Raw genomic sequence first — 10,072 nt, forward strand, 5'->3', positions numbered from 1 at the left:
CCCCCCCCCCCACCGCCCTTCCGTGTCCGCGAAGCCCCGCCCCGGTTCACTCCCCGAAGTCGACGAACGTCCCGAACCGGATGTCGTACCCGTCGGCGCCGCCCGCCGGGGGCGCCATGACGGAGAGCGTCCGGGCCGCCTCCTCGGTGACCGCGTCCCGCTCGGCCCGGCCCGGACTGCCGAACGGCTGCACGGTGAGGACGGCCCGGCCGGGCCCGTCGCCCAGCCGCCAGACCGCCGCGAGGAACCCGTCGACGAGCACCGTCCCGTACGACTGGTTGCCGTTCCCGTTGCGCCCCCGGTAGCGCGGCGGGATCACCCGGGTGCGGTCCGCGTGACCGAGGAGCACATTGTCGAACTCGGGCAGGAAGCGCGGCGGGGCCGGGGTGTCCTCGTCCGGACGCGGGGCGTCCGGCAGGTCGAAGAGCTCGACCCCGTTCTCGTCCCGGAAGGTGACCAGCCGCGGGCGCAGCCGCTCGAAGACTTCCCGCAGCCGGGTCAGCCCGGCCCAGGCCTGCATGTCCCGCACCGAGGCCGGCCCGAAGGCGCCGAGGTAGCGCAGCACCGCGGCGTCGGGTGCGGCGGCCGGCTGCGACGGGGCGCCGAGCCAGTGCTCGGCGGTGGTCAGCGCGACCCCGCCGCTGCGCCCCCACACCCCGCGAGGGGTCACCTGGACCAGCGGCAGCAGACAGCGGGCGGCCACGCCCAGGGACTGCGGATCCGCGTCGGGCCACTCGGTGAGCAGCGCCTCGCGGATCTCCTTGGGCGTACGGGGCCGCTCCTCGACGAGCTGCCTGCCGAGATCCCTGAGCCGGTCCCGGTCCACTCCGAGGAGTCCCTTGCGGAAGGTGTTGAGTTCCCGGTCGCGGGCCGGCTGGACCAGGGGGCGCAGGGTGAGCGCGTCGGCGGCGGTGTGCAGATGGATGGTGGAGCGCAGGGTGACGATGCGGACCGCCTCGCGGGACTCCATCAGCCCGGCGAGTTCGGCCGGGTCGAAGCCTTCGAGGCGGGCGCAGAGCTGGTAGTAGGGCGGTTTGGTGTTCTGTGCCTGGAGGCCGACCAGGTGCTCCACGGCGCCCTTCGCGGACATCGCGGTGCGGCGCAGCAGCAGCTGGCGCTCCAGCGTGGCGCGGTTCAGCGCGCGCGGGGACAGCACGGCGGGAGCGGCGGGGTTCTTCCTGACGACCATGGGTGCACGCTACTCGGGCTTGCGGACAGCTCCGGTCCTCTTCGGGGATCGTGCTCCGGTCCGGGATCCCGCCATGCCGCCGTGCCGCAGGACCCGGGATCGGCGGGCGGCCGCCCGCATCATGGTCCGGTGATCAGTGTCCTGTTCGCCGTCCTCACCGCGCTCAGCAACGGCAGCGCCTCCGTGCTCCAGCGCCGTGCCGCCCGCACCGTCCCCGACAGCGAGGCGATGCGTCTGTCACTGATCGGGCACCTGGTCCGCCAGCGGCTGTGGCTCGCCGGGATCGGCCTGGTGATCGTCGCGGCCGTCTGCCAGGCGGTGGCGCTGGCCACCGGGCCGATCGCCGTGGTCCAGCCGATCTTCGTGATCGAGCTGCCCGCCACGCTGCTGATGGCCGCGTTCGTCATGCGCGTCCGGCTGCCCCGGAGGGTCTGGTACGGGGTGGCGGCCGTGACGTTCGGGCTGGCCCTGGGCATGGCATCGGCGGCCCCCGGCGGCGGCAGTACGAATGTGCACGGGGCGGCCTGGGTTCCGGCGCTGATCCTGACCGGGCTCTTCGAGGCCGCGCTGATCGGCGCGGCCCTGGGCAGCCGGGGCAACACCCGGGGCGCGCTGCTCGGCCTCGCCGCCGCGTGCGGGTACGCCCTGACGGCCGCGCTCATGAAGGACGCGATGGCCCGGCTCGAAGGGGGCGGCGGGGCGGTGGCGCTCCTGACCTCCTGGCAGCTGTACGCCACGGCGGCGGCCGGGGTGGGCGCCCTGTTCCTCCTCCAGAACGCCCTCCAGGCGGGCACGCTGGTCGCCGTGCAGCCGATGCTGACGCTCGGGGACGCGCTGATCAGTGTGGTGTACGGGGTGACGCTGTTCGGCGAGGAGCTGCGCACTGGGTGGTGGGTGCTGCCTGAGCTGATCGCGCTCGTCCTGATCACGGCAGGCTGTGTCGAGCTGGCCCGCTCCCCGCTGGCGGCCGGGAACGCGGCGCCGCCCGAGCGCCGGGTCGGATGAGCGGGCCGTCGGCGTCCCGGCCCGGGGCGGCGGCGATTGCTCCCGACCGGGTCGCGCCGCCCGGCCGCTCGGGGCTATTCTCCGGTCGGGTCATGTGTGGCGTACGGGCAAGGGGCCCGGTTCTTTTCTGGGGGTCGGTGTGGTTTCTGGTCGCGTTGTGCGGTTCGACGGAGCTCGGGGCTACGGCTTCATCGCACCCGATCACGGAGGCGAGGACGTCTTCCTCCATGTGAACGACATGCTGATCCCCGAGTCCTACGTACACACGGGCACGGCGGTCGAGTTCGAGATCGAGGACGGGGACCGCGGTCTGAAGGCGTCGTCCGTCCGGCTCGCCGAGGGGCCCGACGGGAAGCCGCTGACTCCCCCGCGGCCCGTGGCCGTCACCGCCGCCGGGGCGCCCGACGACGATGCCCTGTGCGATGTGCTCAGCGCCGCCGAGTACACCCGGGACGTGACCGATGTGCTGCTGGAGTCCGCGCCCTCGCTGACGGGTGCCCAGATCCTGCAGATCCGGCGCGGGTTGCTGCAGTTCGCCAAGAACCACGGCTGGACCGAGGGCTGACCGGCGCGGGGGTTCAGCCGCTCGGCTCCCGCACCACCAGCGGGGTGCCGAGCACCTGGTGGCCGCCGCTGGCCAGCATGCGCACCTCGCCCTGGTCGCTGATCTCCGCGCGCACGATCCCGGTCTCGTCCTCGTAGATCGGGAAGCCGCCCGCCCCCGACTGTGCCGTGCGCCGGACGGTCACCGTGTCGTCCTCCACCGCGGACGCCTGAAATACCAACTGGTAGCTCTCCGGGTAATCCATGACCGTTCTCCGTTGCGGATGGGACAGGGCATGTTCCGCCCGTGTCTTCCATGGTCCCTCCGACCGGCCCTCGGCGCCCGAGCAGCGGCCCTCCCCGGCCGGAGACCGTTATCCTGAAGCCATACGGGCGGTTCGACGGCACTCGGGTGCATACCGCAGGAACGATCCCCTTTTCTCCCGAGTCGTGTGCACGGCATGCACGCCCGGGATCCCCTGATTCGGGAAGGGACAACGCCATGATGGATGCCGACAGGGGAGACGATGTCTACCAGCCCCAGCAGCCGGAGGCCTCGGACCTGGCCGAGCAGCTCGACGTCGAGGACACCCTTGACGACCGGCATCTGACCGACGCGCTCGACGAGGGCTACTCCCCGCCCGAGCGGCCGTGGGCCGTGGAGGACCGGGGCACCACCGCCGCCGAACAGCACGAAGGCGAGTCGCTGGACGGCCGTCTGGCCCGCGAACTGCCCGAGTCCTCCGACACCGTCGGCGACGGCATCGGAGACCTGCCCGGCGGCGACGGGGAGCTGTGGGACGCGGAGGTCGGCACGGTACGCGCCGGCCGGCTCACCCGGCAGCTGGACATCGACGAGCCGGACACCATGGCGGGCGAGGACGTGGGGATCGACGGGGCCGCCGCGTCGGCGGAGGAAGCCGCCATGCACGTGGTGTCGGACGGCCGGATCTGAGGCGGTGCCTCTCCCGCCCCGGCCGCGCGGGCCATTACCCCGGAGGTAATCGACCCCCCGCGCGCCTTCGGACATCGTGTTCCTCACCAGCACGACGAGAGCCCGGCCGGGGGCCGGGACACGAGGAGAGGCAGCACGATGACCGCATACGACGAGGCCGTCCAGCGCTACTTCGCCGCCTGGAACGCGGCCACCGACGAGGAGTTGGCGAAGGCCGTGGCGGCCGCCTTCACCGAGGACGCCACCTACACCGACCCGCTGGCCGATGTACGTGGCCACGAGGAGCTCGCGGCCACGATCGACGGCGCCCATCAGCAGTTCCCCGGCTTCGAGTTCCGGCTCGCGGGCACGCCGGACGGACACCACGACATCGTGCGCTTCGGCTGGGAGCTGGTCTCCGTCGCCGACGGCTCGGCGCCGGTCGCCGGCTTTGATGTGATCGCCCTCGCCGGCGACGGGCGCATCACCTCGGTCAGCGGCTTCCTCGACCGGGTGCCCGGCGCCTGAGCGTCAGGCCGGCTCGTCGAGGAACCTGCCGCCCTCCAGGAGGGTCTTGAGCGTCGAGAGGATCATGATCCAGCCGCCGCTCACGCCCTCCAGCATCCTGCTGTCGGGGCTGTCGAACCCGTCATGGGTGAGGGTCAGCTTGATGCCCATCTCGGGTTCCTCGGCCGGCTCGATGTCGAAGGCGACCTTCGACCGCTCCCGGACGGCCCGGTCCCACTCCTCGTCCGAGGCGAAGTCGAACATCTGGCGGTGCATGGGCTGGAGGGTGTGCCAGGTGTACGCGAGCCGCTTGCCGGGGGCCGCTTCCAGAACCCGCTGACCGACCTCTTCGAACTCGCCGTCCGGGTCCATCTTCCAGCGGACCGGCGCCCCGGTCTCCCAGCTCGACTCGGGGCCGTAACCGCCCATGTAGATCTTGATCGATCCGGGGTCGGTCAGCGCCTCGTAGAGCTTTTCGGCGGTGGTCTGGATGTAGATGACGTAGACGAACTCGGGTTTGCCCATGACCGTTCCTTCCGGAGTCCCCCTCCCGGCCTCCACCGTAGGCAGCCCGGCACCGGCCCGTCGAACGGAGCGGCGCCCCGTGGGCCCGGACGGACTACGGGGTGTCGGCGAGGTCCCGGCCGGCCGGTCTGCGCGAGCTCCGCGCCTGCGCCGGGAGCGCGGCGAGACCGGGCGCCGGCTCCAGCGGGCGGTCGGTGAAGAAGCGGGCCGCGAGGTCGGCGACGTCGTCCGGACGCTCCAGGACCACCCAGTGGTCGGACTCCCCGATCGTGACGAACCTGCTGTCCTCGATCGTCGCGGCGAAGGCGCGCTGCCGCTCCGGCGAGGTCACGGTGTCGTGCTCACCCGCGAAGACCAGGGCCGGTACGCCGGTCAGCCCACCGGAGAAGTCCGGGCGGTGCCCCAGCGCCCGGTGCAGCGACAGGGCGGCGTGCGGGGAGTGGGTGAGGGCGTACAGGAACGAGCGCCTCACATAGCGTCGTGCCAACTCGCCGCGGTGCACCTTGCGTTCGGGGTCCTGGCACATCAGCACCCCGGCGGCCAGTCCGGCCAGCCCCTCCAGGTCACCGGTCTCCAGCCGGTCGACGGCGCGGCCCCACCGGGCCCGCTGCTCGTCGGTGATGTGGGCGGGCACTCCGCCGAGCATCAGCCGGGCGATCCGGCCGGGATGCTGCTGTGCGCAGCCGAAGGCGATCGAGGTGCCGTAGGAGAACCCGAAGAGGTTGGCCCTCGGCACGTCCAGATCGTCGATGATCCCGGTGACGGCGGCGTGCAGGACGTCGTCACCCGCACCGGGCGGAAGCAGGTCCGCGTCGCCCATGCCGGGCAGGTCGGCGGTGACCACGGAGGTGAGGGGGCCGAGATGGTCGTCCATCTGCGGCCAGCCGTACATTCCCTGGAGCGCGCCGCCGAGGATGATGACCGGTTCGGTGCGCGGCGAGGGCTGTCTCAGGACCCGGTAGCCGTAGCGCAGCCCGTCCACCGTCAGGGTCCGGATGATCTCGTCGGCCATGGTGGTTCGCCTGCCTCTTGGGTTTCCGGGTCAGGCCCTGGTGAGAACGAGTGCGGCGTTGTGTCCGCCGAAACCGAGCGAGGTCTTGACGGCCGCGTCGAACGTTTTGGGCCGGGCCTCCTTGCTCACCACTTCGACGGGGATCGCGGGGTCCGGGGAGTCGAGGTTCACGGTGGGCGGTACCAGCCGGTGCTCCAGCGCCAGTACGGTCAGCGCGGTCTCGATGCCGCCGGCGGCCCCCAGTGTGTGTCCGGTCATCGCCTTCGTCGAGGTGACCAGGGGGTGTTCGCCGAGGACCCGGCGCAGCATCGTTCCCTCGATGAGGTCGTTGGAGACGGTCGAGGTGCCGTGGGCGTTGACATGGCCGATGTCCCGGGCCGCGACCCCGGCGTCCGCGAGCGCGGAGCGCAGCGCCCGCTCGATGCCCAGGCCCCCGGGGTCCGGGGCGACCGCGGAGTGGGCGTCGCTGGAGGCGCCGTAGCCGGCGATGTGCGCGCGGACGGTGGCGCCGCGGGCCAGGGCGTGTTCCGGACGCTCCAGCACCAGGAGCCCGGCACCCTCGCCGACGACGAAGCCGTCCCGGTGGATGTCGAAGGGGCGGCAGGCCGCCTCGGGGTCGTCGCGCCGGGTGGAGACGGCCTTGAGCTGGCAGGCGCTGGCGATCAGCAGCCGGGAGCAGACCGATTCGGCGCCGCCCGCGACGACGATGTCGCAGGCCCCGGTGCGGAGCATCTGGTGGGCGGTGCCGATGGCGACGGTGCCGGAGGAGCAGGCCGTGGAGACGGCCTGGCTCGGGCCGAGGGCACCGAGGTCGGTGGCGACGCTGCTGGCCGCACCGTTGACGACGGTGAGCGGGGCGAGCTTCGGGGAGACCCGGCGTGCGCCGCGTTGGGTGAGGGTGGTGTGCTGCTCGTCGTAGAAGGGCAGTCCGCCGTGGGCGGAGCCGATGACCACGGCGACCCGCCCGCCGTCCCAGACCGAGGGGTCGAGTCCGGCGTCGGCGACGGCCTCGCGGGCCGCGATGACGGCCAGTTGCGAGAAGCGGTCCATCAGCCGCGCGGTCGCCACCCCGAGCAGTGCCCGGGGGTCGAGGCCGGCGACGGTGTACATGAAGTCGCAGGGCAGGTCGTGGAGTTCGGGCCGGTGCGGCACCGACGGGGCGGTCGACGCCTCACAGACCGTGCGCCAGGTCGCTTCGGCCCCGACGCCCGCGGCGGTGACCATGCCGATCCCGGTGACGGCGGCGGCGAACGGCTCGGGGCGGTACGCGCGGCCCGTCACGCGGCTGCCTTGCGGTGCACCACGTCGACGAGCCTGCCGACGGTGTCCCGCGAGGTCAGCTCGACGTCGTCCAGGTCGACGCCCATCCGGTCCTCGATGATCAGCCGGAGTTCCTCCAACGCCAGCGAGTCGAGGCAGAGGTGACGGAGCGACACCTCGGGCCGGATTTCGAGGGGATCGGTGCCGAAGTTCGCCACCAGCAAGGTGCTGATCTCTTCTGCCGTGCTCATGCGGCGCTCCTGCGTTCTCGTACGCGGTGACGCCCTGCCGCGTGAGGTGTGAGTGCCATCGGGGGACGCCGACTGGTCTTCGGAGGAACCATTTATACGCCTTCGCGAAGGTGAAGCCGATCCGCGTTCCCCCGTGCGGTGGGCTGCTGTCCAGGTGTGCGATTTCGGTGGTTCACGGCGGCCCGCCGCAAGGGTCCGCGGCGGCCGACGCGCAGGCGGGAGCGAACCCGCCGGGACGCCCCCCTCGGCCCCCGCCGACGGGCCTCCCGCGGCCGGTGCGCGGCCCGTACACTCCGCGATCATGACGATCGACACGCCCCATGCCGACGGGCCCGCGCTCTTCCCGACGATGTCCACCATGCGCGCGATGCGCCGCCTGAAGCCGGAACCGGTGCCGGACGAGACGCTGGAGCAGCTCATACAGGCCGCCGTCTGGGGCCCCAGCGGCGGCAACATGCAGTGTTACGAGTATGTCGTGGTGACCGACCGCGAGGTGATGGCCCGTCTGGCGCCCCTGTGGAAGCGGTGCGTGGACGCCTATCTGGCGACGACCGGGAAGTACGCCCCGAAGGGCATGGACGAGGCGGCGTACGGCCGGATGGTCGCCGCGATCGAGTACCAGCGCGACCACTTCGCCGACACTCCGGCGCTGATCGTGCCCTGTTACCGGTTTCCGGAGCCGCGTCTGGACGAGGAGGGGCTGCTGGCCTCCGCGCGGGCGCTCGGACCGGCCGCGACCGAGCAGATGATGAACACGCAGACGCGCTTCCAGGCGCTCGCCGAGGGCTCGTGCGTCTACCCGGGTGTGCAGAACATCCTGCTCGCCGCGCGGGCCCTGGGGCTCGCGGCGAACATCACCATCTGGCACCTGATGCTGGAGCAGGAGTGGAAGGAGGCCCTCGGCATCCCCGAGGACATGCACACCTACGCCGCCATTCCGGTCGGATGGCCGCAGGGCAACTTCGGTCCGGTGCGGCGCCGCCCGGTGGCCGACGTCATCCACCGCGACCGCTGGTAGGACGGACCCACCGCCGGTCCTGCCCGACGACGGTCCATCCGTTCGCCGGGCAGGCCGCCGGGCTCCGCGGCAACTCCGTTGGAGTGAACGGCAGTTGGACACGCCGGGCAAATGATTGTCATGCCCTGACCAGATGGTTACGCTGAGCGGGCTTCACGGCCCTCGGCCCACCCCACTCGGCCGGGGGCCGTCCTCCTTCCCCCCACCGAGCAGGAGCAGGTATGCCCAGCCGCGCCGCCGCCCACACAAAGGGCCGCGCATCCGTCCTGGCGGCCCTCACCGCCACCGTCCTGACCGTGACCGGCACGCCGGCCTTCGCCGCTCCGGGCGACGGCCGTCCGATGGACCGGGCGTTCGCCCTCGCCGCCGCGCGGTTCGACGTACCGCGCGATCTGCTGGCCGCCGTCGGTTACGGCGAGACCCGGCTCGACGGCCACTCCGGGCGCCCCAGCCAGGCCAACGGCTTCGGTGTGATGCACCTGGTGAGCAACCCCTCGAACCGGGCGCTGGAGCGGGCCGCCGCCCTCACCGGCAGACCGCCGGCCGAGCTGCGCACCGACACCGGGGCCAACATCATGGGCGGCGCCGCGGTGCTGCGCGGCTACGCGGACAAGCTCGGCCTCGACGCCCGCGACCGCGACGACATCGACGCCTGGTACCCGGTCGTCGCCCAGTACGGCGGGGCGCAGGGCCCTGCCGCCGCCCTCTACGCCGACACCGTCTACACCTTCCTGGCCTCCGGACTCGACGCGGTCGTCCCCGGGGGCGAGCGGATCTCGGTGACGAGCCGTCCGGTGTCCCCGCACAAGGGTGCGCTCGCCGCCTCCGACGTACGCACCCAGAGCCCCGACTACCCGTCCGCGCGGTGGGTGCCCGCCAACCCGAACAACTTCGCGGCGGGCCGCTCGGCGAAGATCAACAAGGTGGTCGTGCACGTCACGCAGGGCTCGTACGCGGGCTCGATCAGCTGGTTCCAGAACCCGGCGGCGGAGGTGAGCGCCCACTATGTGGTGCGCTCCTCCGACGGCGAGATCACCCAGACGGTGCGCAACAGCGACACCGCCTACCACGCCAAGAGCGCCAACTCCTCGTCGCTCGGGATCGAGCACGAGGGGTTCATCGACGACCCGTCCTGGTTCACGGACACGATGTACCGCGCGTCCGCGGCCCTGACCAAGTCGCTGTGCGACCGCTACGGGATCCCCAAGGACCGGGCGCACATCATCGGGCACAGCGAGGCACCGGGCAACGACCACACCGACCCCGGGCCCTACTGGGACTGGAACCGCTACATGGAGCTGGTGGGCGGATCCGCCGGCGGCGGCGAGGGCACCGACCGGCTGAGCTTCACCTCGTACGCGACCCAGCAGAGCGGCTCGACGGGCGCCCAGGTCGAGGCGGTCCAGCAGCTGCTGAACGACCAGGGCTACTCCGCGGGGGCCGTGGACGGCACCTTCGGGCCGGCCACCCGGACCGCGGTGACCGCGTACCAGGCAACCCGCGGGCTGGACGCCGACGGTGTGGTGGGCGCCAGGACCTGGACCGCGCTGCTGTCGGCCGGCGCGACACCGAGCCTCCAGCAGGGCGCCTCGGGCGACGGGGTCAAGCGGCTCCAGCGCGCGCTGACCGCCGCGCTCGGCTCGACGGTGGGCGTCGACGGCAGCTTCGGCCCGGCGACCGTGACGGCGGTGCGCGCCTATCAGACGAGCCGGGGACTGACGGCCGACGGCATGGTGGGTCCGGGCACCTGGACGGCGCTGCAGACGGGCCGCTGAGAACCGTCCGCGCAGGTGGGGCGGGGCGGTGCCGGTACCGCCCCCCCCGCCCC

At 72.6% G+C, this 10,072-nt stretch carries 12 protein-coding genes; 6 read left to right on the forward strand and 6 right to left on the reverse strand.

The window, feature by feature from the left end:
* Positions 1 to 46: 46 nt before the first annotated feature.
* Positions 47 to 1,189, reverse strand: a complete 1,143-nt coding sequence (locus tag AADR41_RS39275) for a winged helix DNA-binding domain-containing protein (protein ID WP_342287025.1) — start codon at positions 1,187 to 1,189, stop codon at positions 47 to 49.
* Positions 1,190 to 1,318: 129 nt separating this feature from the next.
* On the opposite strand from AADR41_RS39275, the gene AADR41_RS39280 reads away from it, so the two are divergent.
* Together AADR41_RS39280 and AADR41_RS39285 are read left to right on the forward strand one after the other, a co-directional pair.
* Positions 1,319 to 2,194 carry a DMT family transporter gene (locus AADR41_RS39280; protein ID WP_342287026.1) on the forward strand — a complete coding sequence of 292 codons (876 nt, stop codon included), beginning with the start codon at positions 1,319 to 1,321 and terminating at the stop codon, positions 2,192 to 2,194.
* Between the two features lie 139 nt (positions 2,195 to 2,333).
* Positions 2,334 to 2,759 (forward strand): cold-shock protein, encoded by a 426-nt coding sequence (locus tag AADR41_RS39285; protein WP_342287027.1) that lies wholly within the window; start codon positions 2,334 to 2,336, stop codon positions 2,757 to 2,759.
* A gap of 13 nt (positions 2,760 to 2,772) precedes the next feature.
* On the opposite strand, the gene AADR41_RS39290 is transcribed toward AADR41_RS39285, so the two are convergent.
* Positions 2,773 to 3,003: a DUF6296 family protein gene (locus AADR41_RS39290; protein ID WP_124721321.1), complete on the reverse strand. Its 231-nt coding sequence runs from the start codon at positions 3,001 to 3,003 to the stop codon at positions 2,773 to 2,775.
* Between the two features lie 236 nt (positions 3,004 to 3,239).
* Here AADR41_RS39290 and AADR41_RS39295 point away from each other — a divergent pair, with 236 nt between their 5' ends.
* A complete protein-coding gene (locus AADR41_RS39295; RefSeq protein WP_342287028.1) occupies positions 3,240 to 3,692 on the forward strand; it encodes a DUF5709 domain-containing protein in 453 nt (150 codons plus the stop codon).
* Between the two features lie 138 nt (positions 3,693 to 3,830).
* Positions 3,831 to 4,199 (forward strand): nuclear transport factor 2 family protein, encoded by a 369-nt coding sequence (locus AADR41_RS39300; protein WP_342287029.1) that lies wholly within the window; start codon positions 3,831 to 3,833, stop codon positions 4,197 to 4,199.
* A gap of 3 nt (positions 4,200 to 4,202) precedes the next feature.
* On the opposite strand, the gene AADR41_RS39305 is transcribed toward AADR41_RS39300, so the two are convergent.
* The 4 genes from AADR41_RS39305 to AADR41_RS39320 all read right to left on the reverse strand — a co-directional run bounded on the left by AADR41_RS39305 (position 4,203) and on the right by AADR41_RS39320 (position 7,226).
* On the reverse strand, positions 4,203 to 4,703 hold the full coding sequence (locus tag AADR41_RS39305) for an SRPBCC family protein (protein ID WP_342287030.1): 501 nt from the start codon (positions 4,701 to 4,703) through the stop codon (positions 4,203 to 4,205).
* A 94-nt stretch (positions 4,704 to 4,797) separates the two neighbouring features.
* Complete coding sequence (locus AADR41_RS39310; protein WP_342287031.1) at positions 4,798 to 5,715, reverse strand: alpha/beta fold hydrolase; 918 nt, start codon at positions 5,713 to 5,715, stop codon at positions 4,798 to 4,800.
* Positions 5,716 to 5,745: 30 nt separating this feature from the next.
* Positions 5,746 to 6,996, reverse strand: coding sequence for a beta-ketoacyl-[acyl-carrier-protein] synthase family protein (locus AADR41_RS39315; protein ID WP_342287032.1), 1,251 nt, complete (start codon positions 6,994 to 6,996; stop codon positions 5,746 to 5,748).
* The gene (locus AADR41_RS39320) at positions 6,993 to 7,226 is read right to left on the reverse strand and encodes an acyl carrier protein (protein WP_342287033.1); all 234 of its coding nucleotides are present in this window, start codon (positions 7,224 to 7,226) and stop codon (positions 6,993 to 6,995) included. Before AADR41_RS39320 ends, AADR41_RS39315 begins: the two co-directional genes overlap by 4 nt.
* A gap of 301 nt (positions 7,227 to 7,527) precedes the next feature.
* Here AADR41_RS39320 and AADR41_RS39325 point away from each other — a divergent pair, with 301 nt between their 5' ends.
* On the forward strand, positions 7,528 to 8,244 hold the full coding sequence (locus AADR41_RS39325) for a nitroreductase family protein (RefSeq protein WP_342287034.1): 717 nt from the start codon (positions 7,528 to 7,530) through the stop codon (positions 8,242 to 8,244).
* Positions 8,245 to 8,465: 221 nt separating this feature from the next.
* The gene (locus AADR41_RS39330) at positions 8,466 to 10,019 is read left to right on the forward strand and encodes a peptidoglycan recognition protein family protein (protein ID WP_342287035.1); all 1,554 of its coding nucleotides are present in this window, start codon (positions 8,466 to 8,468) and stop codon (positions 10,017 to 10,019) included.
* The last annotated feature ends 53 nt before the right edge of the window (positions 10,020 to 10,072 follow it).

Source organism: Streptomyces sp. CLV115 (assembly GCF_038448545.1).
Classification (GTDB): domain Bacteria; phylum Actinomycetota; class Actinomycetes; order Streptomycetales; family Streptomycetaceae; genus Streptomyces; species Streptomyces sanglieri.

Bases quoted from the DNA above. Each gene is read 5' to 3' on its own strand.
- AADR41_RS39295 (WP_342287028.1), top strand. From the start codon at position 3,240: ATGATGGATGCCGACAGGGGAGACGATGTCTACCAGCCCCAGCAGCCG.
- AADR41_RS39330 (WP_342287035.1), top strand. From the start codon at position 8,466: ATGCCCAGCCGCGCCGCCGCCCACACAAAGGGCCGCGCATCCGTCCTG.
- AADR41_RS39305 (WP_342287030.1), bottom strand. From the start codon at position 4,703: ATGGGCAAACCCGAGTTCGTCTACGTCATCTACATCCAGACCACCGCC.
- AADR41_RS39310 (WP_342287031.1), bottom strand. From the start codon at position 5,715: ATGGCCGACGAGATCATCCGGACCCTGACGGTGGACGGGCTGCGCTAC.
- AADR41_RS39325 (WP_342287034.1), top strand. From the start codon at position 7,528: ATGACGATCGACACGCCCCATGCCGACGGGCCCGCGCTCTTCCCGACG.
- AADR41_RS39320 (WP_342287033.1), bottom strand. From the start codon at position 7,226: ATGAGCACGGCAGAAGAGATCAGCACCTTGCTGGTGGCGAACTTCGGC.
- AADR41_RS39290 (WP_124721321.1), bottom strand. From the start codon at position 3,003: ATGGATTACCCGGAGAGCTACCAGTTGGTATTTCAGGCGTCCGCGGTG.
- AADR41_RS39275 (WP_342287025.1), bottom strand. From the start codon at position 1,189: ATGGTCGTCAGGAAGAACCCCGCCGCTCCCGCCGTGCTGTCCCCGCGC.
- AADR41_RS39300 (WP_342287029.1), top strand. From the start codon at position 3,831: ATGACCGCATACGACGAGGCCGTCCAGCGCTACTTCGCCGCCTGGAAC.